The sequence below is a fragment of the Streptomyces sp. CB09001 genome (assembly GCF_003369795.1).
GTDB lineage: Bacteria > Actinomycetota > Actinomycetes > Streptomycetales > Streptomycetaceae > Streptomyces.
On sequence record NZ_CP026730.1, the window covers coordinates 189,225 to 213,613 of the forward strand.

The window sequence follows — 24,389 nt, forward strand, 5'->3', positions numbered from 1 at the left end:
GTGTTGTCTGCGTCGTTTGTGCGCCCCAACACTGGGACCACGCACGAGGCAGCCACGCAGGGCAGACCGGCGACGTGCAGCTCGGCGGACGGCCCCTCCCGTCCCCCCGTACAACGCACGGCAGGAGGAACGGGCATGAACACGCGCACACGACCGACCACCGCCTTGGTCCCGCCCGTGGAGGAGACGCGGTACGAGGAGGAACTGGCGCAGGGCCTCGTGAACGCCGACGAGGAAGCGTTCGCGGCGATCTACCGGCGCTGGGGATCACTCGTGCACACCATGGCCACCCGGTCCCTCGGCGACACTCACGAGGCCGAGGACGTGACCCAGCAGGTCTTCGTCGGCGCATGGCGCGGGCGGCACGGTTTCCGGCCCGAGCGGGGCCCACTCGGCGCCTGGCTCGTCGGCATCACGCGCCGGAAGATCGTCGACGCGCTGGCCGCCAGGACACGGCGTCTGTCCCTGATCGAGTCGGCCGGACAGGACGTCACGCCCGCCCGTCTCGTCCGGCCGGCACCGGACGAGGTACTCGACCGCGTACTGCTTCTGGAGGCCCTGTCCCGACTGCCCCCAGCCCAGCGAGAAGTCTTGTGCCTGGCCTTCTACGAGGACCTGACACAGGCCCAGATCGCGGAACGCACGGGGGCGCCCCTGGGCACGGTCAAGAGCCACGCCCGCCGCGGCCTGCACCGGCTGCGCACGGCAGTCGACCCGGGCACCGCGCAGGAGATGTGCGCCTGACCGGAAAGGAGCGGAGACGGCCGGGGCGCATCCATGGCACCGGTCACCCGCGAAACACCTCTGAGACTGCCCAGCAGGCGGAATCTCCCCAAGGAGGGCTGATCCTCATGACTTCCCGCACCACCATCACCGTCGCCGCCTCGGCCGGGGCCTGCGTCCTGGCCCTCGGCCTGACCGGACCCGCCGCCACGGCTGCTCCGGAACAGGCGCAGGGCACGGGCCTGGTGTCCGTCTTCCACGGCATCCCCGGGATGACGGTCGACGTCTACGCCAACGGCGACGAACTGCTCAGCGGCTTCAAACCCGGCACGGTGACCGATCCCCGGTCCCTCGACGCGGGGACCTACGACATCGAGGTCTTCAAGGCCGGTCAGGATCCCGACGGCACACCGGCCCTCGGGAAGGAGGTGAAGGTGACCGAAGGCAGCAACGCGACCGTCGCCGCCCATCTCTCCACCGACGGCAAGCCCCGGCTGACGACGTTCGCCAACGACGTCTCGAAGACGGACACCGGCAAAGCGCGCCTCACGGTACGCCACGTCGCGGCCGCGCCCGCCGTGGACGTACGGGCAAACGGGCAGCCCCTGTTCACCGACCTGACGAACCCGGGCGAGGACACCACGTCCGTCGACTCGGGCACCGTGACCGCCGACGTCGTGCTCGCCGGCACGGACACCGGGGCCATCGGACCGGCCGAACTCACTCTCAAAGAGGGCACGGCCAACGTTGTCTACGCGTGGGGCAGCGCCGAGGACAAGACTCTGACTCTGGCCGACCAGACCTTCAGCGGCCCGAAGTCGACGCCCCACGCGGTCCACCCGGGCGGCGCCGGCGCGGCAATAATTCCGAACTCGTCCGACCAGTGGGCGCTCTGGGCCGCGACGCCGGAGCGGTCGCGGTGACCGGAATCCTGGTGTGCCACCGAGTCACCGGCCCGCGTGGCGGACACCGTGCGAACGACTGACCGGACCGGCGAGGTCGGCCGTCACACCGGCGGCCGACCTCGCCGTTTCGGGCCGGCCGCCGAAACCCGCGCCGGGACCGCCCGCTTCCGGGCTTGCACCCCCGTAGCGGGAGGCGGCTGCCGAGCCTTTGCCCGCGCCGGACAGTCACCGCCCGGCACCGCCGTCGCGGCCGCGTCGCCCAACCGTGATGGCCCCCGTCGTCGAACGGCTTACGTGTGCGCTGCCGTTCGGGTTCGTGCGCGGGTACTACGCCGCCAACCTCGTCGGCCCGGCGGAGTCTGCACGCGAGTGACCACACGCCGCCCAATGCGCGAGCGGCGTGCACGGGCAAGGACGACGAAGCCCCAGAGCAGGAGGGCGCAGTGGGTCACGTACACCCCTCGCACCTGGTGGATCTGGCACTCGGTCACGCGGGGGGCGACGCGGACGTCGGCGCCCTGCGGCACGCCGAGTCATGCCCGCGCTGCCGCGAGGAACTGCTGCGGTTGACCCGCGTGGTAACCACTGCGCGCAGCGTGGAAGCATCGGACTTGCCAGTGGCTCCGCCCGAGTGCGTGTGGCAGCGCATCTTCCTCGAAGCACACCAGGAGACCGCCGGGCTGCCCCGACCCGGGGAACACCCCGCTCACCGGTCCGCCGGCGGGAAGGCTCGCGTTGTGCAACACCGGTGGACGAGCCGCGCGGACAGGGGCCTTCTCGGACGCGCTCTGGCCACCGCCGTCCTTCTGCTCCGGCGGAGGCGGATCAAGGCCGGTCGGGCGACTGATCGATAGTCCGACGCGGAGGCGGTACGGGCCATGGACTCCAACGATGCGGAGTCCGGACGTCTCGCCGCCGCCCGGGCAGGCATCGCGGCCCCTCGCCCCTTGGGAGTCGGGACCGAACACGGTTGCGACTGCCCTCATTTCTGAGGGGCTGGTTGTGCAGACCGGCGGCGCGGCGGGTGTCGTGGGTGACTCCCCCACCACCAGCGTGCCGCTGTCTGTGCCCGCCGGGGGTGAGCGCTTGGCCTCGCCGGACCGCGGCGCCTGCCGTCACGGCGTTCGTGGCCCCTGCGGGCTGTCGAGCGCGTGGGCCCAGGCCAGCAGTTCGGGAGCGTCCAGCGACGGTAACCACGCGTCGGCCCGGATGGCACCGTCGCCCTGCGGCCGGGGACCGACGCCCAAGACCCGCAGGCTTGCCCGGCGGGCTGCCTCCACACCGGTCAGGGAGTCCTCCACCGCGAGCGCCCGGCGTGGGGGGACACCGCAGAGCCGGGCCGCCACGGCGTACACGTCGGGATGGGGCTTGGGGCGTACGCGGTCCCCGGCGTCGGGGACGACGAGGTGCCGAAAGTGCGCGAGCAGCCCGGCCCGTTCCAAGCTGCCTTCGACCACCACTCTCGGGCAGTTGCTGGCCACCGCGAGCGGCAGACGGCCGGAGAGCAGCCGTACGAGCCGGGCAGCACCCGGCATCGTCACCGGTTCTTCGGTGACCAGTGCCAGAAAGTGGTCGAGAAGCGCGGCTGTCAGGTCCTCGGCCAGTTCGGGTTTGTGCACGGCCTGGGCCATGAGCCGGCCGCAATCCTCGTAGTGCAGGCCGAGGGCCTGCTCCGCGAACCCGGGCGGTGGTTGAAGGCCGTGCTCCCGGAAGGCCCGGCTGCGGGCCTCCTGCCAGTGGCGTTCGCTGTCCATGAGGGTGCCGTCGCAGTCGAAGACGACGGCTTCGAGTGACCAGTCGAGCAAAGCGTGGTCCAAGGTGGTCACCGGGGCCTCCCATGCTTTCGCACATATGCGGTATTCCCGCCTCCACAGGAAACGGAAAGATAGTTCCCACTACGTTATTTCCGCCCGGGCAAATCGGGCAATAACCCTTTTCGGTGACTCGACGGGCGTCAAGAACAGGTGTATAGCGATGCGGCGACCCGTCTGGCGCGGCCGTTGAGCGTCAACGCCACGCGACTGCCGGTTCGGTTGACACGCACGCTCGACCGCAAGGCCCGGAGCGTTGTCCTTCCATTACCACTCGCACGCGTTCGCATTCGAAAGAACTGTGTAATTGCCGCCCGAAAGGGCCCGTTTGGGCTCCGGGCGTACGCTGGCGCACTAAATTCGTGGCCCGGCATCAGAACACATGAGGGCGGACGGAACGTTGCAGGAACGGGCGAAGGCAACCCGCAGATCCCTGGTGGAAGCGGCAGCCCAACTGTTCGCCGAACAGGGATATGCTGCCACCAGCGTCAACGGCATAAGCGCGAGGTCGGGCCGTACCAGCGGCGCCGTCTACTTCCACTACACCGGCAAGGAAGGAATCGCCGTCGCCGTCGTCGAGGATCGGTTCGCCACCTGGCCCCAGCTCGCAGCACGCTACGGAGACGACACCGTCCCCCCTCTCGAACGGCTCGTCGCCGTCAGCTACGACATCGCACACGCCCTTACTCGGGATCCCGTGACGCGTGCCGGTGCCCGTCTGTGGACCGAGCGCACCGTCATCAAAGCTTACGTTCCCGACCCCTTCGCACTCTGGACCGCCGCCACCACGCGACTGCTCGCACAGGCCCGGCTGGCAGGACACGTCAACGAGGGCATCCGCCCCGCCCGCACGGCCCGCACCCTGGTGCCCGCCTTCTTCGGTCTGTGCACCCTCACCGAGGCAATCGAGGGCACGACCGTCCTCGACGGCCGCGGCGAACCAGCCATGGGCCAGGCTGCTCTGCGAGTCACCGGCGACACTCGCCCTCCCGCGTCCGATGGTCACGCGGACGGTCAACCCTCTGCGCCTTCGAAAGGACAGTCGGCGCCACGCCGGGAGACCGAGGCGTGAGCTTTGCAGTAGCTGACAGTGTGCGCGGCAGTCGATCGCACAGTTGCCGAGCCCCCCGCCGGGCAGTCGCGCCACTAACCTCACCGCTACAGCAGTCGCACCTCTTGTAGAACCTCCACAAGCGACCAGGTCGAGTAGCAAGTCAGTGCACCGGAGCGTTCGACGGCTGCCCGCCGGTTCAGAATCCATCCGACGGTCAGCCAGTCTGCAATGTCACCACCATCACGGCAAGGTAAGCCACGCACTCCGCCGGTATCTGTTGACGCGTCAGTATGGTTAGCAAGGGGTTAGCAAGTGTCCTGCCACAGCCACCCACACATGGACACACTCTCGACAGGTACGGCTCGGCGCATCGGGCTTGCAGCGAACCCAGTCGCCCAGCGTGCGTGAGGAGCCCGTGAAGGACGACGGCAGGACGGCCGACCGGCTGGCCACCACTGGCCCGTCATCGATTCCAGCAGGTCAGCGCAGCCTTCCGCGCGGCTTCAGTGGCACCGAAGGCAGCACAGGGGCTGGCAACGGGTCCCCGTCGTACCCCTCCACCTCTCCGAACCGCGCCCCTTCCATCCAATCCCGCCGGGCCTGTACGATCTCTTCCTGCGACCGTCCGATCCAGTTCCAGAACATGATCAGCTCCTCCTCGAACGGCTCGCCGCCCAGCAGCATCAGGCCCGCGTCCGAGTCGGCCCGCAGCGGCAGTTCGGTGCGGCCGCAGCCGAGGTAGAGCATCGAGCCCGGCACCAGGGGCACACCGTCGACGTGCGCCGCGCCGCTCATGGCCAGTACCGCGTACTCGAAGTCCCGTTCCAGCGGCAGGCGTACGTCCGTGCCGCCGGTGAGGGCCAGGTCGGCGCCGACGAGGGGGGTGTACGTGGTGCCGGGCGAGGTGGCGGTGTCGAGGGTGCCGAGGAGCACGGTGGCGGTCAGTCCCGGGGCCGCGACCCGGGGCAGTTCGGCGTGGAACTCGAAGTGCGGGTCGGTGTGGCGATGGGTGTCCGGCAGGGCCACCCACAGCTGCGCGCCGTGCAGGAGGCGCGCGTGCGGGCGCGGGCTCTCCTCCGAGTGGCTGATCGCGCGGCCGGAGGTCATCAGGCCCAGCTGGCGCGGGCGGATGGTCTGCAGGCTGCCGGTGGAGTCACGGTGCAGTACCTCGCCCTCGTGCAGCCAGCTCACCGTCTGCAACCCCATGTGCGGATGGGGCGGCACCTGCATGCCGGGCTCGTCGGCGATGTCGTCGGGGCCGTAGTGGTCGACGAAGCACCAGGCGCCGACCATGCGCCGGCCCAGGTTGGGCAGCAGTCGGCGCACCTCGGTGGACTCGCCGAGCTTGACGTGGCGAGGGCTGAGAAGTTCCCGTACGGGCTCCGTCACCACGAAGCCGCGGCCGCCGCAGAGACTGGGTACGGCCTCGCGATCAAGGTTGCTCATGCCGCCCAACCTAGACCCGGCGGGGCCCGTGCGTCAGACGGACCGCGGGCCGTCACCGTGGCGGGCGACAGTGCCCCCACGAGGACCTCCACGCACGCCTCCAGCAGTAGTGGAATGTTCAACCGTCTGGAGTGGTTGCACGGGCCGAAGGAGGTCTCCAGTGGACATGACGTACTACGACCACGGAACGCCGGCGGAGCGCTGGGAGCGCGGGCGGATGTTCTTCGACGCCAAGGACTACGCCGCGGCCGCGCGTGTCCTGGACGGACTGGTCGCGCAGGTGCCCGAGCAGAACGGCCCGCGGCTGCTGCTGGCGCGTTCCTACTACCACTCGGCACAGCTGCGGCGGGCGGAGGCCGAGCTGCGGACCCTCGTCGAGCGCGACCCCGTCGAGCAGTACGCCCGGCTGATGCTGGGCCGTACCCTCGAACGGCAGGGGCGGCAGGAGGAGGCCGACGCACAGCTGCGGATCGCCTCGGCCCTCGCGGGCGACTTCGCGGAACTCTGAGCGGGAACTCGGAGCGTGGCATCCTGGCGCGATGGGAACCGCGATGGGAACTCCGAGTGATCGTGTCCCGCTGGCCGAGCGGGTCGAGGAACTGCTCGCCGTCGGCGGCCCGTTGCCCGTCGTCGCGGCCGGTGAACCGGTGCTGCGGCGCGCGGCGGAGCCGTTCGACGGGCAGTTGGCCCCCGCACTCCTCGCGAGGTTCGTCGAGGCGCTGCGGCTGACCATGCACACGGCGCCCGGCGTCGGACTGGCCGCGCCACAGGTCGGCGTGGGGCTGCGGATCGCGGTGATCGAGGATCCGGCGCCGGTGCCGGAGGAGGTGCGGGTGGCGCGGGGGCGGGTGCCGCAGCCGTTCCGGGTGCTGGTCAATCCCTCGTACGAGCCGGTCGGCGCCGGGCGGGCCGCGTTCTTCGAGGGCTGTCTGAGCGTGCCGGGCTGGCAGGCGGTGGTGGCGCGCCACGCCGAGGTGCGGCTGCGGGCGCGGGACGAGCACGGACGGGCGGTGGACGAGGTGTTCGCGGGCTGGCCGGCCCGGATCGTGCAGCACGAGACGGACCACCTCGACGGCACGCTGTACCTGGACCGGGCCGAGCTGCGCTCGCTGGCCTCGAACGCGGCGATGGCGGCGCTCTGGTCCCAGCCGACGCCGCTACGCGCGGCGTCGGCACTGGGCTTCGAACTGCCCGGCCCGGCGGCCTGAACGGGGCGGCCCGAGGCCCGGCGGTCTCAACCCCGCCACCTGCCGGCCCGGGCCAGGCGGCTCGAACCCGGCGACCGAGCCCGACACGCCCGTGCCCGACCCGCCCGTGCCCGGCGGCCTGGTCCCGGCGACCCGAGCCCGACACGCCCATGCCCGACACGCCCATGCCCGGCGGCCTGGTCCCGGCGACCGAGCCCGACCCGCCCGCGCCAGCCGGCCCAGGGCCCAGCCGCCCGAACCCAGGAGCCCGAACCCGGCGGCCGGTACCGGCGCCCCGGCCGGCCACCGGGCCCCGCTCCCCGCTCCCCGCTCCCCGCTCCCCGCGAGGGGACGCGTCAGTTGTCCCGGTACGTCTCCAGGAGCCGCAGCCACACCTCGCTGATCGTCGGGTACGACGGGACCGCGTGCCACAGGCGGCTGATCGGCACCTGGCCGGCGACGGCGATCGTCGCGGAGTGGATCATCTCCCCGACGCCGGGGCCGACGAAGGTGACGCCGCGGACGATCTCGTCCGCCAGGTCGACCACCATGCGGGCGCGGCCCTTGTAGTCGTCGCCGTACAGACTCGAACCCGCCACCGCGATGTCGACGTCGACGGCGCGGACTCGGTGCCCGGCCTGTTCGGCCTCGGCCAGGCTCAGGCCGACGGACGCCACCTCGGGGTCGGTGAACACCACCTGGGGAACGGCGTCGTGGTCGGCGGTCGCGGCGTGCGCGCCCCAGGGGTCGGACTCCAGGATCGGTACCCCGGAGGCACGGGCGGCGATGGCGGCCCCCGCGATGCGTGCCTGGTACTTGCCCTGGTGGGTGAGGAGGGCGCGGTGGTTGACGTCGCCGACGGCGTAGAGCCAGTCGTGGCCCTCCACCCGGAGGCTGTCGTCGACCGGCAACCAGGAACCGGGCTTCAGTCCGACGGTCTCCAGTCCGACGTCACCGGTGCGCGGCGTCCGGCCGGTGGCGAAGAGGATCTCGTCGGCCTCCAGGCGGTCGCCGGTGTCGGTGACGGCGACGACGGTGCCGTTCTCGCGGGTGACCGATTCGACGGAGACGCCGGTGCGGATGTCCACGCCGGCCTCGGTGAGCCCCTCGGCGACCAGTTCCCCGGCGAACGGCTCCATGCGGGCGAGCAGGCCGCCGCGCACCAGCATCGTCACCCGGGATCCGAGGGCCTGCCAGGCGGTGGCCATCTCGACGGCGACGACTCCGCCGCCGACCACGATCAGCCGGCCGGGCGCGCTCTTGGCGCTGGTGGCCTCGCGGCTGGTCCAGGGGCGCACCTCGGCGAGTCCGGGCAGCGGGGGCAGGGCGGCGGCGCTGCCGGTGCAGACGGCGACGGCGTGCCGGGCGGTCAGGGTCCGGCGGGTGCCGTCGGGACCGGCCACCTCCACCGTGCGTGGTCCGGCGAGCCGCCCCTGTCCGCGGTACAGGTCGGCGCCGATGCCCTCGACCCACTGGACCTGGCCGTCGTCCTTCCAGTGCGAGGTGAACCCGTCGCGGCGGGCGAGGACGGCCTGCGCGTCGAGGGGTTCCTGGACGGCCCGGGCGAGCCCGGGCAGGCGGCGGGCGTCCGCGCGGGCGAGGACCGGGCGCAGCAGGGCCTTGCTGGGCATGCACGCCCAGTAGGAGCATTCGCCGCCGACCAGTTCGCTCTCCACGATCGCGGTGGACAGCCCGGCCGCGCGGGTGCGGTCGGCGACGTTCTCACCGACGGGGCCCGCCCCGATCACCACGACGTCGTACGTGAGGGAATCCGATTGCGTCATGGGGTCAGTCTGGTGGGTGGTGTGCCGCGTGGCCACATGGGTACGTGCGCGGAATACCCACCAGGTCGGCAGTGTTGTGCCGACGGCCCGTCCCCCGAACCAGGAAGAGGGATCACCTCATGACCAGCACCGTGGAACTCACCAAGGAGAACTTCGACCAGACAGTCACGGACAACGAGTTCGTGCTGATCGACTTCTGGGCGGAGTGGTGCGGTCCGTGCAAGCAGTTCGGACCGGTCTACGAGAAGGCGGCGGAGGCCAACCCGGACCTGGTGTTCGGCAAGGTGGACACCGAGGCGCAGCCCGAGCTGGCGCAGGCCTTCGGCATCAGTTCGATCCCGACGCTGATGATCGTGCGGGACCAGGTGGCCGTGTTCGCGCAGCCGGGCGCGCTGCCGGAGGCGGCCCTCACCGACGTGATCGGACAGGCCCGGAACCTGGACATGGACGAGGTTCGCAAGGCGGTGGCCGAGCAGCAGGCGCAGGCCGGTCAGAGCGGCCAGGAAGGCCAGTAGCGGGCCGCTCGGCCGCCGGTCAGCTCGACTCCCGGTGCACCACCGTCGCGCCCAGCACCTTGCGGCGTTCGGGCGCGGCGCCGGGGTCGTGCACCGCCCGGTCGACGAGTGCGGCCAGGTCGCGGCCGGCGGGCAGTTCCAGGTGGACGGTGCTCAGCCGGGGCCGCAGCAGCCGGCCCAGCATCAGGTCGTCGGCGCCGATCACGGCGGCGTGGCCGGGAATGTCGAGGCCCTCGTCCTGGAGGGCACGCATCAGCAGCATCGCGTACTCGTCGTTGTACGCGAACACCGCGTCGAGCCCCAGGGGGCGCCAGCGTGCCGCGAGGCGGGCGGCGTCCCCTTCGTCGTAGGCGAGGGACAGTTCGGTGACGGTGGCGTCGGTGCCGGACACGGCCGCGCGGGCGCCCGCGAGACGCGGCGCCGAGAAGACGTCCAGGCCGCGTTCCGCGGGCACGACGACGCCGATTCTGCGGCGTCCGCGCTCGTACAGGTGACGGGTCGCGCCGCGGCCGACGCCCGCCTGGTCCGTCAGCAGCGCGTGCGCTCCGTCGACGGCCTCGGGGCCGAGGGTGACTACCGCGCGTGCCCCGGAGCGTTTGAGGACCTCCACGCCCTGCGGGCCGAGGTCGGAACCGGGTGCGAGGACGGCGACCGGGCGTAGTTCGGCCCAGGCGCGGGCGGCCTCGTCGCCGCGCAGGCCGACGGTGCCGTACTGCACGACGGTGTAGTCGAGGCGGCCGAGCGCCCACTGGAGTTCGTTGAGGAACCGGCTGTAGAGCGGGCCGGCGGGGAAGGACGGCGCCGGCATCAGGACCATGCGGCTGTGCCCGGCGCGCAGTGAGCGGGCCGCGGCGTGCGGGACGTAGCCGAGTTCCCTGGCGGCCTCGCGGACGCGGCGGCGGGTGGGTTCGCTGATCCGTACGGCGCCGGTGTTGTTGAGGACGTAGGAGACGGTCGCGCGCGACACGCCGGCCAGGCGGGCCACATCGGCGCTCGTGGGCACGGAGCGCGGTGCGGTGGGATCGGGCGGTGGATTCGGTATCTGCACCATGACGTACGGCATCCTGGCAGAAGCCGTACGCGGGGCGGAGGGCGGGGCAACGTCCTTGGCGGCGGACGCCGTTCAGGCCACGGGGTCGGTGCGGGTCACCCGGGCGACCAGGTCGTACCAGCCGGCCCGCAGCCGCTCCGGGGGCAGCCCGCACTGTTCGGTGAGGTGGTGGATCAGCGCGGCGTCGAGATACGCCAGCAGCGTGTGGGACAGCAGTTCGCTGTCGCCGTCCGGCACCGCCTCCCGCAGCAGCAGGGCGAGGTGGCCGAGCAGGAAGCGGCGCGGCGCGGCCGTGTGGCGGCGTTCCGCGCTCGGCTCGGCGGCGAGTTGCAGATCGAGTTCGTCGATGGAGCGGCGCAGCTGTGCGCAGCCGAAGGCCCGCAGCCGCTCGACCGGCGGTGCGCCGGGGCCCAGGGGCGGCGGACCGCTCAGCAGCGCGGCCTGGAACTTGCGCTCGGAGTGGTCCAGGAGCGCCGTGAGCAGTCCGGTGCGGTCGCCAAAGCGGCGGAAGACGGTGCCCTTGCCGACGCAGGCCGCGGCGGCCACCGCCTCCATGGTCAGGGCGGCCGCGCCGTGCTCGGCGACCAGGCGCCCGGCGGCCTCCAGCAGCCGGGCCCGGTTGCGCGCGGCGTCGGCCCGCAGGCAGGGCTCGTCCTCCTCGATGCCGGTGCCCAGTTCCAGCAGCTCGGACGGGCCGACGGCGTCCGGGGGCATCGGGAGGGAGGGCGGCAGGGCGGCGGACATGAAGCCAGAGTAAAGCATCGGGAAGAAAACTGGACCGCGGTCCGTTTGAGATGTTAGAAATTAAACGGACCCCGGTCCGGATTGTTACCGCAGTGTTTCGGCACGCCCGCCGACACGTGTTCCAGCAATGGGAGTACTCATGTCTGTCCGCATCCTTGCGCTCGTCGGCAGCCTTCGCGCCGGTTCGCACAACCGCCAGCTCGCCGAGGCGGCCGTCAGGTTCGCGCCGGAGGGCGCCGAGGTGCAGCTGTTCGAGGGGCTTGGCGAGATCCCCTTCTACAACGAGGACGTCGACGTCGAGGGCAGCGTCCCGGCCGCCGCCGCGAAGCTGCGCGAGGCCGCCCAGGGCGCGCAGGCCTTCCTGCTCTTCTCGCCCGAGTACAACGGCACCATCCCGGCCGTCCTGAAGAACGCCATCGACTGGCTGTCCCGCCCCTACGGCGCCGGCGCCTTCACCGGCAAGCCCGTCGCCGTGGTCGGCACGGCCTTCGGCCAGTACGGCGGCGTGTGGGCGCAGGACGAGGCCCGCAAGGCCGTGGGTATCGCGGGCGGCAAGGTGATCGAGGACCTCAAGCTGTCCATCCCCGGCTCGCTGACCCGCTTCGCCGAGACCCACCCGGCCGACGACGCCGAGGTGGCCGGCCAGCTGACCGAGGTCGTCGCCCGGCTGCACGGCCACGCGGACGAGGCCATCGCCGCCTGACCGGCGCGGTAGGACGTCGTACGGGACCGGAGCTCCGCCGAGCTCCGGTCCCGCCGCGTGTCAGGCCACCGCCGCGGCGGCCAGCGTGCGCAGCTCGTCCAGCGCCGCCGCGACCGCCGCGCGACCGTGCCCACCGCCGCGCGTGCAGGTCAGCAGTTTGCGGTGCGGCCGCCCTGCGCAGGGCACGCGGACGATCGGCAGCTCGGGGGTGAGCCGGGCGAGCCGGGGCACCAGCGCCACGCCGAGCCCGTGCGCGACCAGGTGGGCCGTGACGTTCCAGTCCACCGCGAGATGGACCACGTCGGGGGTGAACCCGGCGGCACCGCAGGCCGCCACCATGTGCGTCCGGCAGGGACTCTGCGGCAGCGGCGCGATCCAGGCCTCGTGGGCCACGTCGGCGAGGTCGGCCTCCTCCCGTCCGGCCACCGGATGGTCCACGGGGACGACCAGGTCGAACGGCTCGTCCAGGAGCGGCCGCTGTTCGAAGCGGGTGTCGGCCGCAGACGGGCTGGCCGGAGTCGCCTCCACCACCGCCAGATCGCTCTCCCCCTCGAAGAGCAGGTCGAAGCTCTCCGCCACGTCGACCTCCCGGATCCGCACCGACAGCCGGGGGTGCCGCTCGCGCAGCCGCGCCGCCATCGGGGCCAGCAGGACGGCGACGGCCACCGGGAACCCCGTCACCCGCAGCGGTCCGGCCGGGGCCCCCTCCCCCGCCCGCAGTTCCTGTTCGGCCTCGTCCCAGCGGGCCTCGATCGCGTCGGCGTGTTCCAGCAGGCTCTCCGCGGCGGCGGTGAGCCGCACCCCGCGCCCCTGCGGCTCCAGCAGGTCGACGCCCAGGTCCCGGGCGAGCTGCCGGATCTGCTGCGAGGCGGCCGAGGTGGTGAAATGCAGGGCGCGGGCCGCCGCGGTGACGGTGCCGTAGTGGGAGACGGCCCGAAGCACATGCAGCCTGCGCAGATCAATCATGAAGTGCACGCTTCACGGTGAAGTCCGCAAAGTCAACCTGGACGTGAACGGATCCGCGGCCGCACCCTGTCAGTGGCGCCACGGTGGGCCCAAAATCCCACACCGGCATCCCGACGTACCACTGACGCCCACTGACGCACGAGGAGTCGCCATGCCCAGCACGACCGGTCTCGTCTGCCCGCACTGCGGGTGGCCCGACGGCGCCGAGCCCTTCCAGGTGCTGTCCGCGCACCCCACCGGAGCGGGCGGCACCCTGTGGACCCGGTGCGCCTGCGGTTCGCTCCAGGCCCGTGTCGTCGACGGCCACGGCACCCGCGTGGTCTCGCGCGGCAGGCCCACACCCGCCGGCTGCTGAGCGACTCCGGCAACCGCAGCGACCGGAGCGCCTACCAGGGCAGCGGGCCCGCCGCGTCGAAGTAGCCCCCGGTGGGTCCGTCCGGACCCAGCCGGGCCATCCGGACGATCACCTCTGCGCCCTGGGCCACGGTCTGCGTACCGGTGTTGCCGTTCAGGTCGGTGGCGGTGAAGCCCGGCTCGACCGCGTTGATCCGCATCCCGGGGAACGCCTTCGCGTACTGCACGGTCAGCGCGTTGACCGCGGTCTTGGACGCCGGGTAGGCGAGGCCCGGGTAGCCGTACCCGGGAGTCTCCGGCGAGGTGAGCCCGGTCAGCGAGGCCAGGCCGCTGCTCACGTTGACCACGACCGGCGCGGCGGAGCTGTGCAGCAGCGGCAGGAACGCGTGGGTCACCCGCACCAGACCGAAGACGTTGGTCTCGAAGACGGTGCGCAGCAGGTCGGCGGTCGTGTCGTCCGCGCCGGTCACGGAGTTGTGCTCGCCGCGCTGCTCGATGCCGGCGTTGTTGACCAGCACGTCCAGGCCGCCGTCGGCCGTCACGGTCCGCACGGCGGCGGCGACGGAGGCGTCGTCGGTGACGTCGAGGACGAGGGGCCGCGCACCCAGTTCCTCGGCTGCGCGGCGGCCGCGCTCGGGATCGCGGGCGGCGGCGTAGACGGTGTGGCCCGCGGCGAGGAGGCGGCGGGCCGTCTCGAAGCCGAGGCCCTTGTTGGCTCCGGTGATCAGTGTGGTCGTCATGGGGTCAAGCCTGCGGCGCGCCGGGGCGGGCAGCCAGGCGTCCGGTCTTCCTGGGACCACGGGTACCAGGAAGAGCGGACGCCCGAGGTGTTCACTGGGGGCATGACGGCTACGGAGTTCGGGCGGGCGCTGCGGCTGCGCAGGGACCGGGTCTCCCCCGAGGCGGCGGGGCTGCCCGCGGGCGGGCACCGGCGGGCGGCGGGACTGCGGCGCGAGGAGCTGGCCCTGCTGGCCGGCGTCTCCGTCGACTACGTCACCCGCCTCGAACAGGGCCGGGCGGCCAACCCGTCGGCTCAGGTCGTCGAGGCTCTCGTACGGGCACTGCGGCTGCCGGCCGAGGAACGCGCGCATCTGTTCCGGCTGGCCGGGCTGGCGCCGCCGGGTCCCGAGAGCGTCCCGGGGTACATCCCGCCGAGCGTCCACCGGCTCCTCGACCGGCTGGCGGGCACCCCGGTCGCCGTGTACGACGCGATGTGGACACTGCTGCTGGCCAACCCGCCCTACGCGGCGCTGATGGGCGATCCGTCCGAGTGGCAGGGCCCGGAGCGCAACGGGGTGTGGCGCAACTTCGTCGGGCCGGAGAGCCGGGCCCGGTACACGCCCGACGAACGCCGGTCCTTCGAGTCGGCGCTCGTCGCGGACCTGCGCGCCACCGCGGCCCGCTATCCCGCCGACCGGCGGCTCGGCCGGCTGGTCGCGGAGCTGCGCGCCCGCAGCGAGCGGTTCGCCGAGCTGTGGCGGGCGGACGCGGTCGGCCGGCACGAGGCGGCGCGCAAGACCATCGACCATCCGCGGGTGGGTCCGGTCGTCCTGGACTGCGACGTGCTCGGTGTGGCGGGCAGCGATCTGCGGATCATGGTCTACACGGCCGAACCGGACACCGCCGACGCGGAGCGGCTCGCCCTGCTCACGGTCCTGGGCACCCAGGAGCTGGTGGAGTAGCCCGCCGTGGTGGCCACCGTCATGCCCGCTCCTGCCGCCGCGTGGTCCACAGGCTGGTCGCCGTGGTGACCGCGAGGACGAGCACGATGAACCCGAGCGAGAAGGGGATGCCGATCTCGGGCACGTGGACGCCGGACTCGTGCAGGGCGTGCAGCACCAGCTTGACGCCGATGAAGCCGAGGATGACCGACAGGCCGTAGGAGAGGTGCACCAGCTTCTTCAGCAGGCCGCCGATGAGGAAGTACAGCTGCCTGAGGCCCATCAGGGCGAACGCGTTGGCCGTGAACACGATGTACGGGTCCTGGGTGAGCCCGTAGATGGCGGGGATGGAGTCCAGGGCGAAGAGGATGTCGGTGAAGCCGATGGCGAGCATCACGACCAGCATCGGGGTCATGACCCGCCTGCCGTTGTCCTCCGCCCACAGCCGGGTGCCGTGGTAGCGGTCGGCGACGCCGAAGCGGCGCTCGATCGACTTCAGCAGCTTGTTCTCCTCGTACTCCTCCTGCTCGTGCCCGCCCTTGCGGGCGTCCTGGACGAGCTTCCAGGCGGTCCAGATCAGGAAGGCGCCGAAGACGTAGAAGACCCAGGAGAAGGCGGAGATGATCGCCGCGCCGGCCGCGATGAAGGCGGCGCGCAGCACCAGCGCCACCAGGACGCCGACCATCAGCACCCGCTGCTGGTACTGCGAGGGCACCGCGAACTTCGCCATGATCAGGACGAAGACGAAGAGGTTGTCGACGCTGAGGGACTTCTCGGTGAGGTACCCGGCGAAGAACTCCCCGCCCGGCCCGCCGCCGCCGAACACGAGCAGCCCCACGCCGAACAGACAGGCCAGGACCACCCAGACGGCCGTCCAGATCCCGGCCTCCCTCAGGGACACGTCGTGCGGCTTGCGACCGATGAAGAAGTCGGCGGCGACGAGGACGCACAGGCCCGCGACGGTCAGCAGCCAGACGCTGAGGGTGACGTTCACCGGTGCTCCTCGTTGCGGTACGGGTCGCGTACGGACGGTCCTTGGTCAGGGTGTTTCCGGGATGCGGCGCAGGCAACCCGGCACCGTGCGCGGCTCCAGCACCGAAACCGGCGCGCGCGCCGGCCGACTCGGACGCGACGGGCGCCGGACGACCCTTCGGTCCTCGCCCGGGTCAGCTCGCCCAGTCGAGGAGGCGTTCCCGGTGCTCGGGGGCGCGCAGGTGGGCGAGCGAGGCCTTTTCCAGCTGGCGGACGCGTTCGCGGGTGAGGCCCACGTGCCGGGCGACCTGTTGCAGGGTGCGGGGGCGGCCGTCGTGCAGTCCGTAGCGGAGGCTGAGGATCAGGGACTCACGGGGTGCGAGGGTGCCGACGGCCTCCCGCAACTCCGCGGCGAGCGCCTGGAATTCGGCGACCTCCGGGGCGCGCAGCACCTCGGTGTCGGGGATGAGGTCGCCGACGACGGTGTCGCCGGTCTCGTCCACGGGGGTGTCCAGGCTGACCGCGTCCCGTCCGACCCGGCGCAGCCGGACGACCTTGTCCACGTCGATGCCGCTCTCGGCGGCGACCTCCTCGGTGGTCGGCTCCCGGTCGAGGCCCGCGCGGAGCTTGCGTTCGACCTTGGCGAGCTTCTGGAGCTGCTCCACGACGTGGACCGGCAGCCGTACCGTGCGCGCGTGGGTGGCCAGGCCCCGTTCGATGGCCTGACGGATCCACCAGGTGGCGTACGTGGAGAACTTGAAGCCCTTGGTGTGGTCGAACTTCTCCACCGCCCGGATCAGTCCGAGGTTGCCCTCCTGGATGACGTCGAGGAGCGGCAGTCCGCGGTGGGCATGGCGTTTGGCCATCGACACGACGAGCCGCAGATTGGCCCGCACCATGTGGTCCTTGGCCTCCTGGCCGTCGTGGACGGTCTCCTCCAGCGTGCGGCGGCGCCCGGGCGCGGGAGCGCGCTCGCCGGTGTCGGCGGTTTCCAGTTCCTCCCTGGCCCGGACGCCCGCCTCGATGCGGGTGGCGAGCCGTACCTCGTCCTCGGCGGTCAGCAGGGGCGTGGCCCCGATCTGGGTCAGGTACTGGCCGAGCAGGTCGGGTTCCTCGTCGGGTTCGGGGATCCGGGTGCGCAGCCGCGCGGTGCGGGTGGTGGCACGACGGTCCTCCCGGGTGCGTGCCGCGGGTGTGCCTGCCGTGGGCGCCATGTCGTTTCCTCCGTCCCCTTCCGGATCACAGGGTTCCGGTCCCGCGTCCGCTTCTCAGCCGGCGGACCACCACCAGCAGGTCGGCCGCCGCCAGCAGCGCGAGCGCCGCGCACACCACGGCGACGACCACGAGCATGCCGCGCCCGGGGCTGTCGCCGGGGGCGGTGTCCGCGGCCCACACGCCGAAGCACACCGCCCCCGCGAGGAAGAGCGGCAGGAAGACCGCCGACAGCAGCAGTCTCAGCCGCAGGGCGCTCCGCGCCTGGACCGGTTCGCTCATGAGTGGCCGGGTGCGGCCCGGCTGATGTCCGCGAGCGCGGAGTCAGGGTCGTCGCTGGCGGCGAGGTCGCCCAGGGTGACCACGCCGACCGGGACACCGCCGTGCTCGACGACCGGGAGCCTGCGCACGGCGTGGCGGCGCATCAGCTCGGCGGCGCGGTCGGTGGTGTCGTCGGGTTCGAGGGTGACGACCGGCGGGGGCGTGCACACCGCGCCGACGGTGGTGGCGTCGGGGTCCCGTCCGTCGGCGACGCTGCGCAGCACGATGTCGCGGTCGGTGAGCACGCCGAACAGGTCGCAGTCGTAGGTCACCAGGACGTCGCCCACGTCCTCCTCGCGCATCAGCCGGGCCGCCCGGGCCACCGTCGTCATGGGCTCCACGGCCACCGCGGCCGGTGACATCACGTCTCGGATGCGCCGTGTCATCTCGCGCCTCCCGGGGTCGGTAGGTGTCGTTGCGGGGCTTGCTGCGGGCCGCGTAGCCCGGACCCGGGCCGGTAAACCGTTCCGCGGCGCCGGGCTCAGCCGGGGTCGATCAGGGCCAGCCCGATGTCGGGACGGTGGGTCCTGGCCAGCTCCGCCGGGCTGTCCCGGACGACGACCTCCAGCGTCGGCCAGACCCGGCCGGACAGCAGGTGGCCGCCGCGGGTGGAGCCGTCGGACAGGCCCAGTACGGCGTGCAGGTGCGGGGTGGGTCCGTCGTCGGCGACGGCGATGTCCCCGATGAGGGACAGCACCTCGCACTGCTCCCGCACCGGGATGTGCCGGTAGTCCTTGGCCTGCCGGTCGAACCAGCCGACGACCGCCCGGGAGAAGGCGCCCACGGCGGTCACCTGGGAGGCCCCCAGCGACCGGTCGCGGGCGAAGTCGGTCAGCTCGGCGACCGCGTCCTCGCCCCGGTCGAGCACCACCACGTACACGGCGGACGGACCGTCCTGGACCTGCTGCCACTTCATGGCCCGGCGGGTACCCGGCACGGGCCGGGGCAACCCCGGCCGGCTTCCCGGCCGGCGCCCGACGCGAGATCCGGTGCGGGTCGTGGCGCACGCTCGGCGTGGACACCGACGGGTTCGGCACCGCCCGGCCGCCCTCGTCCCGGCCGGGGACGCCGACCGCGACCGGCCCGCAGCACGCCGAGGTCCGGAGGTCACCGGGGCGGTCGCGGTGACTCGGGCGCGTGCGTCGGCCCCGGCGCGCCCGTGACGTCGCCGCGCCGCGACGCCGTCACGTCTCCAGGGCCCGGCGGACGGCGTCGAGCCAGCCGTCGACCGGCCCGAAGGTGAGCAGCCCGCTGCCCGCGCCCGCGAGTTCACCGGACGCGGGCAGCAGCCTGTCGTAGGTCCGCCGCAGGGCCGGGCGGTCGTCGAGGGCGAGGGCCAGCGCGGCCTCGGCGCAGCACAGCGCCTCGTAGAGGAGGTCGGGCGGCGGTTCGGTCAGGGCCCGCAGGGCGTTTCGGGCCTCGGTGCCCCGGCCCTCGGCCAGCAGGGCGAAGGGCTCGGCCCAGGGCCGGTACGGTCCCCAGTCCGCGCCCGGGTCCACCTCCGCGGGCCGGCCGTGGGCCAGGCGCAGGCCGAGCAGGGCGAGCGGCAGCAGTCCGCGTTGCAGACCGGGCATCCCCGCGCCGTCGAGTCGCGCGGCGGCCGAGCGGTAGGCGGCCTCGGCGCTGTCGTGGGTACCGGCCGAGGGGTCGGCGGTGGCGGCCCGGCGCAGGGCCAGGTACCAGGCGGTGAAGACGGCCACGAGGGGTCGCTCGTGCCGTTCGGCGAGGCGGTCCACAGCGGTCGCGTGCTCGTCGGCGGCCGTGAAATCGGCGCGCGCCGAGCGGGCCTGGAGCCGGATCAGACGGCCCAGCACCTCGTGGTTGACCAGGCCGTGCCGGGTGCCGAGGGCGACGAGTTCGGCGCCGATCGCGTCCCGGCGCGGCGCCAGTCCGGCGCGGGTGCAGGACTGCATGAAGACGCCGTTGAGGGCGAAAGCCAGCAGGGCGGGGTCGTCCAGGCGTCGGGCGATGCCCTCGGCCTCGGTGGCGGCCCGCGGCCCGCGCGGGCCGCGCACGCCCCGCGACTCCAGCGCGACGGTGGCCAGCAGACGGCAGCGTGCCGCCTCGGTGGTGGGGTCCTTCGGCAGGGCGCCGAGAGTGCGCTCGGCGGCCTCGACGAGGCGCCGGGCCAGTTCGGGGTCGTCGCTACGGGTCCAGTTGGCGGGGACGTCGTAGGCGCCGATCACCCGGGCGGTCAGTTCCGCGTCGCCCGTCTCCTCCGCCGCCAGGACCGCCGTCATCCGGTGCTCCCGGGCGGCCTCCAGACCACCGCCGCCGGTGACCGCGAGGCTCCGCAGCAGGCCGACGGTGGATTCCAGGCGGGCCCGGGAGCCGGCGGCGACCGTACGGTCGTACGCCTCGGTGGCCCGGGCCCAGAGCCTGGCCGCCGCGTCGGCCGGTTCGCCGGGCGGGTCCAGTTCCGGGTCCTGGGCGAGGATGCCGGCCTCCAGGCGGCGCAGCCGCGGGCCGGGGTCGATGCCGAGCCGCCCGGCCAGCAGGGCGCGGGCCCGGCGCAGCACGGCGAGGGCGTCCGCCTGCCGCCCGGTCCGGTACAGGGCGAGCGCGAGCAGGCGCCAGGAATCCTCGCGCCAGGGGTGCTCGGTGAGGTGCGCGTCCAGGTCGGGGACCGCCTCGGCGGCGCGCCCGAGTTCCACGAGCAGTTCCGCGCGCCGTTCGACGGCACGCAGCCGCAGCTCGGTGAGGCGGGAGCGTTCGCCGCGGGCCCAGTCCGCCGCGCCGAACTCGGCGTAGGCGGGTCCCCGCCACTCCCCGAGGGCCGCCCGCAGCCGCTCGGGAGCCTGAGCGGCCGGCAGCCGGTCCGCCTCCGCGACGGCGGCCTCGAAGCGCCACGCGTCCACGGTCTCCGGCGCCGCGCGCAGGGCGTAGCCCGGTCCCTCGGTGACCAGCAGCCGGGCCGGGGCGCGCGGCGGGCGGTCGGGTTCCAGGGCGCGGCGCAGGTCGCCGACGAAGGTGCGCACCGCTCCCACGGCCCGCGGCGGCGGCGCGTCCCACAGGTCCTCGACCAGGCGGGCGACCGGGACGACCCGCCGCCGGGCCAGGAGCAGGCGGGCGAGCACGGCCCGGTGCCGGGGGCCCTTGAGGGCGAGCGCGTGGGGGCCGCGCCGTGCGGTGACCGCCCCGAGCACACCGAACGTGACCGCTTCCATGTTCCGTGTTCCGTCCGCTCCGATCCGCCACCGCGCATGCGGTCACCACGGTACGCGTGCGGGCCGGTCCGTCCCCGGCCGGTCGCCGGCCGGCTGCTGATCGGTCGCCGGCCGGCTGCTGATCCGTTGCTGATTGGGGCGCGGCAGCCTCGAAGGCGTCGCCAGGACGTGTGACAAGAGCAGGAAGAGAGAGGCACTGACCACCATGACCACCCTGACCACCACCGTGGAACCGGCCATTCCCGGCTTCACCCACGAACGGGTGACGGCCACCGACGGCGTCGGCCTGCACGTGGCCGTCGGCGGCACGGGCAGCCCGGTCGTGCTGCTGCACGGCTTCCCCCAGACCCACCTGATGTGGCGGCACGTCGCCGCCGACCTGGCGGCCGACCACACGGTCATCTGCCCCGACCTGCGCGGCTACGGTGCCAGCGACAAGCCCGCCGACCCGGACGGCACCGCGTACGCCAAGCGGGCCATGGCGGCCGACGTGGTCGCCCTGGCCCGGGAGCTGGGGTACGAGCGGTTCGCGCTGGCGGGTCACGACCGGGGCGCGCTGGTCGCGGTGCGCGCCGGGCTCGACCACCCCGACGCGGTGACGCACCTGGCCGCGCTGGACGTGCTGCCGACGCTGGACATGTGGGACGTCCTGCACGGCACGACGGCGGCGGTGGGCTTCCACCTGTATCTGATGGCGCAGCCGCCCGGGCTGCCGGAGCAGCTGATCGGCGCCGCGCCGGAGGCGTTCTTCGGTCACTTCCTCGACGTGTGGACCCGGGACCCGGACGCCCTGCCCGCCGACGTCCGCGCCGCCTACCTCAAGGCGTCCCGCGAGGCGGTGCCCTCCATCGTGGCCGACTACCGGGCCTCGGCCGGTATCGACGTGGACCACGACCGGGCGGACCGGGAGAACGGCAACCGGCTGCGGATGCCGGTGACCGTGCTCCAGCAGGACTGGGGTGCCGCTCTCGGGTACGACGCCGCCGCGTTGTGGCGGGCGTGGGCCCCCGACCTGCGGCACGAGACCGTCGGCAGCGGGCACTTCATGGCGGAGGAGGCGCCGGACGAGGTCGCCGGGGCGCTGCGCGAGCTGCTCACCCGGTAGCGCCCACCTCAAGGCGTGTGCACAACGATCGGTTGTATGTGGTGCCCGGCCGGTTGTTTGATCCGCCCGGCCCCGGCTCGCTTTGATGTCGGGCGTGACGGAGTCGGGTGTGGTCGAGTCGGACGTGGTGGACGGCGGGTCGTTGGGGCGGGGGTTCGGATGGCTGTGGGGTGCGTACGCGGTCAGCGCGTTCGGCACGCGGCTCGCTTTCGACGCCTTTCCGTTGATCGCGGTCATGGTGCTGGACGCCGGTCCGGCACAGGTGGCGGCGCTCTCGGCGGCCGGCCTCGCGGTGGGCGCGGTGGTGGCCGTGCCGCTCGGGCCCTGGGTGGAGTTCCGCCGCAAGCGGCCGGTGATGATCGCGACGGACCTGCTGCGGTGCGCGGTGCTGCTGAGCGTGCCGCTCGCGTACGCCTTCGGCCGGCTCGGCTTCGCCCAGCTGCTGGTCGTGTCGGTCGTCGTCGCCGCGGCCGACATCACGTTCAGGGCCGCCGCCGGTTCCTGTCTCAAGGCACTGGTGCGAGGGCCGGCCCTGCTGCGGGCCAACGGCCGCCTCGAGGCGACGACCTGGACCGCGGCCGTGCTCGGACCCCCGGTCGGCGGGGCCGCGATCGGGCTCTTCGGCCCGGTGGTGACGGTGGCGGCCGACGCGGTCAGCTATCTCCTCTCGGCGCTGGGCATCCGCGCGATCGGGGGCCGGGAACCGCACCCGCGGCGCGCGGCGGCGAGCCGGTTGCGGGCCGGTGACCTGCTGGACGGCTGGCGGTTCGTGCTCGCCTCACCGGCTCTGCGTCCGCTGTTCCTCAACACGGTCCTCGTCAACGGGCTGATCATGGCGACGGCACCGTTGCTGGCCGTGCTCATGCTGGGCGACCTGGGCTTCTCGCCCTGGCAGTACTCGCTCGCCTTCGCCGTGCCGTGTGTCGGCGGGCTGGTCGGCTCGCGGCTGGCCGGACCGCTCGTGGCACGCTTCGGGGAGCACCGGGTGCTGGTGACCAGTGGCGTGCTGCGCGTGTGCTGGCCCGTCGGGCTGGCCTTCGTCGGTCCGGGAACCGGGGGGCTGGTGCTGGTGATGGCGGTCGAGTTCGGACTGATCACCTCCGTGGGCGTGTACAACCCGGTGTACGCCACCCGTCGGCTGGAGTTGACGCCCGCGGACCGGGTGGCGCGCACCCTGTCGGCCTGGACGGTCAGCGGGAAGCTGACGACCGCGGCGCTGACGGGGTTGTGGGGCCTGCTGGCGGGCCTGACCGGGACGCGTACGGCGGTCGCGCTCGCGGGCGTGCTGCTCCTGGCGACCCCGCTCCTGCTGCCGCGGCGGACTCCCTCGTCCGCTCCCTCCCCGTCCCGGCCCACCGCTGACGGCTGAGGCCCCACCGTCCCGCGCACGCCACCGCACCCCGACGCAGGTCGCCCAGGCACGGCCGAACCTGTCCAACCAACCGACCCCGACGGCCCAGACCCCACCCGCGACCCCGGCCCCGCACCCGCCCGATCCGGCCCCGAACCAGCCCGCCGGACACGAAGGGCCGTCGGGCACCCCGCCCCTCACACCCCCGGAGACACACCCGCGCCCAGGTCGGGGAAGCGTCGGCGGGCCTCGGCGAACAGGGTCGGGTAGTCGGTGCCGTGGGTGACCGCGGCGGCGAAGAGGGCGCCGAGCGCGGCGCGCAGGGGGTCCGGATCGGCGGCGGCGCGGAGGGCGGGCAGGGCCAGGGCGCGGCACATCGGGGCGCCATGGTCCGCGCCCGGCGGGTCGGGCGCGGTGAGGGCGGTGCGGGCGTCGGTGAAGAAGCGGTCCCAGGCCCGCCGGGGATCGTCGAACGGGGCCGGCAGGGGCTCGCCCCGGTCCAGCGCGCTCAGCGCGGGCGCGATCCAGTCGACGCCGTCCAGTCCGGCGGCGGTAAGTGCCCGGCGGGCGGCCCAGCGGGCGAGGCCGCGCTGGGTGGCCGGGCACACCGCGTCGACGGCGTCGAGCAGCTCCCGGTCCAGCGGCACGAGCCCGCGCGCGTCGGCACCGGCCTCCCGCACGCGTCGGCTGGGCAGCCGGCCGCCCCAGGACCGGATCTCGGCGCGCTCCCGCTCGGTCCGCGCCCCGGACACGGGCGGCTCCAGGGCGCGCGCGTAGCGGTGCCGGTGTGCGGCGCTGCGCGAGGTCTGCCGCACGACCCGGTCCGCGCTGGGCGGGGCCGGCCAGAACTGCAGCAGGTACTGGCCGGCCCGCCCCGCGTCCCGGGCCGTGGCGGACCCGGCCCCCGCACCGCCGTCCATGCCGCGTCCGCAGTAGCGCACCCGGTGGTCGGCGGGCGGCAGGGCCCATTCGCACAGGGCGCCGTGGCCGCAGGGCAGCACCGCGGTCGAGGCGGTCAGCGGGCGGAAGGACGCCTCCACCACGTCCTCCCAGCGGTCGTCGAGAGGCGGCGCGGCGGCGTGCACCTCGACGGTCAGTGCGACTCTTCCGCTGCTGAGGCCCGTGCAGAGGAAGAGGCAGCCCGGGACCGCCGCGCCGCACAGACCGTTGGTCTGCCCGGCACAGGCCTCCGACGGCACCGGCGCCCACGGATCGTGACGGCTGTCCACGTGGAATCGCCCGTGGGCGACCGGTAGTTCACCCCTGTACACCGTCCGCATCCGCACGGCCAGCCCCCTCGCATCCGGCACTTCGAGGCCACCAGTATGCGGAGAGGGTCCGACAACGGTCCCGGCGA

General features: G+C 73.4%; 25 protein-coding genes. 11 read left to right on the plus strand and 14 right to left on the minus strand.

The window, feature by feature from the left end; all coding sequences use genetic code 11:
* The first annotated feature begins 135 nt into the window (after positions 1-135).
* Together C4J65_RS00925 and C4J65_RS00930 are read left to right on the plus strand one after the other, a co-directional pair.
* Positions 136-744, plus strand: a complete 609-nt coding sequence (locus C4J65_RS00925) for a sigma-70 family RNA polymerase sigma factor (RefSeq protein WP_115740608.1) — start codon at positions 136-138, stop codon at positions 742-744.
* A 107-nt stretch (positions 745-851) separates the two neighbouring features.
* The gene (locus C4J65_RS00930; RefSeq protein ID WP_115740609.1) at positions 852-1,646 is read left to right on the plus strand and encodes a DUF4397 domain-containing protein; all 795 of its coding nucleotides are present in this window, start codon (positions 852-854) and stop codon (positions 1,644-1,646) included.
* Positions 1,647-2,743: 1,097 nt separating this feature from the next.
* On the opposite strand, the gene C4J65_RS00940 is transcribed toward C4J65_RS00930, so the two are convergent.
* Positions 2,744-3,454 carry an HAD family phosphatase gene (locus C4J65_RS00940; protein WP_115740611.1) on the minus strand — a complete coding sequence of 237 codons (711 nt, stop codon included), beginning with the start codon at positions 3,452-3,454 and terminating at the stop codon, positions 2,744-2,746.
* Positions 3,455-3,821: 367 nt separating this feature from the next.
* Between C4J65_RS00940 and C4J65_RS00945 the strand changes: the two genes are divergently transcribed.
* Complete coding sequence (locus C4J65_RS00945) at positions 3,822-4,511, plus strand: ScbR family autoregulator-binding transcription factor (RefSeq protein ID WP_240330357.1); 690 nt, start codon at positions 3,822-3,824, stop codon at positions 4,509-4,511.
* 462 nt (positions 4,512-4,973) lie between these two features.
* Here the strand turns inward: C4J65_RS00945 and C4J65_RS00950 are convergent, their stop codons facing one another.
* Positions 4,974-5,939 (minus strand): pirin family protein, encoded by a 966-nt coding sequence (locus tag C4J65_RS00950; RefSeq protein ID WP_115740612.1) that lies wholly within the window; start codon positions 5,937-5,939, stop codon positions 4,974-4,976.
* 160 nt (positions 5,940-6,099) lie between these two features.
* On the opposite strand from C4J65_RS00950, the gene C4J65_RS00955 reads away from it, so the two are divergent.
* Positions 6,100-6,447: a tetratricopeptide repeat protein gene (locus C4J65_RS00955; protein ID WP_115740613.1), complete on the plus strand. Its 348-nt coding sequence runs from the start codon at positions 6,100-6,102 to the stop codon at positions 6,445-6,447.
* A gap of 43 nt (positions 6,448-6,490) precedes the next feature.
* The gene (locus C4J65_RS00960; RefSeq protein ID WP_115746238.1) at positions 6,491-7,147 is read left to right on the plus strand and encodes a peptide deformylase; all 657 of its coding nucleotides are present in this window, start codon (positions 6,491-6,493) and stop codon (positions 7,145-7,147) included.
* Positions 7,148-7,482: 335 nt separating this feature from the next.
* Here the strand turns inward: C4J65_RS00960 and C4J65_RS00965 are convergent, their stop codons facing one another.
* Entirely contained in the window at positions 7,483-8,910 is a 1,428-nt protein-coding gene (locus C4J65_RS00965) for an NAD(P)/FAD-dependent oxidoreductase (protein ID WP_115740614.1), read from the minus strand.
* Positions 8,911-9,029: 119 nt separating this feature from the next.
* On the opposite strand from C4J65_RS00965, the gene trxA reads away from it, so the two are divergent.
* Complete coding sequence (gene trxA, locus C4J65_RS00970; protein WP_115740615.1) at positions 9,030-9,425, plus strand: thioredoxin; 396 nt, start codon at positions 9,030-9,032, stop codon at positions 9,423-9,425.
* A 19-nt stretch (positions 9,426-9,444) separates the two neighbouring features.
* Here trxA and C4J65_RS00975 read toward each other — a convergent pair whose 3' ends face one another.
* Entirely contained in the window at positions 9,445-10,476 is a 1,032-nt protein-coding gene (locus C4J65_RS00975) for a LacI family DNA-binding transcriptional regulator (RefSeq protein ID WP_115740616.1), read from the minus strand.
* Between the two features lie 72 nt (positions 10,477-10,548).
* Entirely contained in the window at positions 10,549-11,220 is a 672-nt protein-coding gene (locus C4J65_RS00980; RefSeq protein ID WP_115740617.1) for a TetR/AcrR family transcriptional regulator, read from the minus strand.
* A 139-nt stretch (positions 11,221-11,359) separates the two neighbouring features.
* Between C4J65_RS00980 and C4J65_RS00985 the strand changes: the two genes are divergently transcribed.
* Positions 11,360-11,923: an NAD(P)H-dependent oxidoreductase gene (locus C4J65_RS00985; RefSeq protein WP_115740618.1), complete on the plus strand. Its 564-nt coding sequence runs from the start codon at positions 11,360-11,362 to the stop codon at positions 11,921-11,923.
* 60 nt (positions 11,924-11,983) lie between these two features.
* On the opposite strand, the gene C4J65_RS00990 is transcribed toward C4J65_RS00985, so the two are convergent.
* Positions 11,984-12,889, minus strand: a complete 906-nt coding sequence (locus C4J65_RS00990) for a LysR family transcriptional regulator (RefSeq protein ID WP_115746239.1) — start codon at positions 12,887-12,889, stop codon at positions 11,984-11,986.
* A gap of 151 nt (positions 12,890-13,040) precedes the next feature.
* On the opposite strand from C4J65_RS00990, the gene C4J65_RS00995 reads away from it, so the two are divergent.
* Positions 13,041-13,244 (plus strand): hypothetical protein, encoded by a 204-nt coding sequence (locus C4J65_RS00995; protein ID WP_016325524.1) that lies wholly within the window; start codon positions 13,041-13,043, stop codon positions 13,242-13,244.
* Between the two features lie 31 nt (positions 13,245-13,275).
* Here the strand turns inward: C4J65_RS00995 and C4J65_RS01000 are convergent, their stop codons facing one another.
* Positions 13,276-13,983: an SDR family NAD(P)-dependent oxidoreductase gene (locus tag C4J65_RS01000; RefSeq protein ID WP_115740619.1), complete on the minus strand. Its 708-nt coding sequence runs from the start codon at positions 13,981-13,983 to the stop codon at positions 13,276-13,278.
* Between the two features lie 102 nt (positions 13,984-14,085).
* On the opposite strand from C4J65_RS01000, the gene C4J65_RS01005 reads away from it, so the two are divergent.
* Entirely contained in the window at positions 14,086-14,925 is an 840-nt protein-coding gene (locus C4J65_RS01005; RefSeq protein ID WP_115740620.1) for a helix-turn-helix transcriptional regulator, read from the plus strand.
* Between the two features lie 19 nt (positions 14,926-14,944).
* Here C4J65_RS01005 and C4J65_RS01010 read toward each other — a convergent pair whose 3' ends face one another.
* From C4J65_RS01010 to C4J65_RS01035, 6 genes are all read right to left on the minus strand, one after another.
* The gene (locus C4J65_RS01010) at positions 14,945-15,898 is read right to left on the minus strand and encodes a TerC/Alx family metal homeostasis membrane protein (protein WP_115740621.1); all 954 of its coding nucleotides are present in this window, start codon (positions 15,896-15,898) and stop codon (positions 14,945-14,947) included.
* 172 nt (positions 15,899-16,070) lie between these two features.
* Entirely contained in the window at positions 16,071-17,090 is a 1,020-nt protein-coding gene (locus C4J65_RS01015) for a sigma-70 family RNA polymerase sigma factor (RefSeq protein WP_115740622.1), read from the minus strand.
* A gap of 25 nt (positions 17,091-17,115) precedes the next feature.
* Positions 17,116-17,370, minus strand: coding sequence for a DUF6343 family protein (locus tag C4J65_RS01020; protein ID WP_115740623.1), 255 nt, complete (start codon positions 17,368-17,370; stop codon positions 17,116-17,118).
* Positions 17,367-17,795: a CBS domain-containing protein gene (locus C4J65_RS01025; protein WP_115740624.1), complete on the minus strand. Its 429-nt coding sequence runs from the start codon at positions 17,793-17,795 to the stop codon at positions 17,367-17,369. Before C4J65_RS01025 ends, C4J65_RS01020 begins: the two co-directional genes overlap by 4 nt.
* 95 nt (positions 17,796-17,890) lie before the next feature.
* Positions 17,891-18,325: a PPC domain-containing DNA-binding protein gene (locus C4J65_RS01030; RefSeq protein WP_115740625.1), complete on the minus strand. Its 435-nt coding sequence runs from the start codon at positions 18,323-18,325 to the stop codon at positions 17,891-17,893.
* 268 nt (positions 18,326-18,593) lie between these two features.
* The gene (locus C4J65_RS01035; protein ID WP_115740626.1) at positions 18,594-20,576 is read right to left on the minus strand and encodes a BTAD domain-containing putative transcriptional regulator; all 1,983 of its coding nucleotides are present in this window, start codon (positions 20,574-20,576) and stop codon (positions 18,594-18,596) included.
* Between the two features lie 205 nt (positions 20,577-20,781).
* On the opposite strand from C4J65_RS01035, the gene C4J65_RS01040 reads away from it, so the two are divergent.
* Positions 20,782-21,681: an alpha/beta hydrolase gene (locus C4J65_RS01040; protein WP_115740627.1), complete on the plus strand. Its 900-nt coding sequence runs from the start codon at positions 20,782-20,784 to the stop codon at positions 21,679-21,681.
* An 85-nt stretch (positions 21,682-21,766) separates the two neighbouring features.
* The gene (locus tag C4J65_RS01045) at positions 21,767-23,050 is read left to right on the plus strand and encodes an MFS transporter (protein ID WP_115740628.1); all 1,284 of its coding nucleotides are present in this window, start codon (positions 21,767-21,769) and stop codon (positions 23,048-23,050) included.
* A 179-nt stretch (positions 23,051-23,229) separates the two neighbouring features.
* Here C4J65_RS01045 and C4J65_RS01050 read toward each other — a convergent pair whose 3' ends face one another.
* Entirely contained in the window at positions 23,230-24,261 is a 1,032-nt protein-coding gene (locus C4J65_RS01050; RefSeq protein WP_240330358.1) for a hypothetical protein, read from the minus strand.
* Positions 24,262-24,389 lie beyond the last annotated feature (128 nt).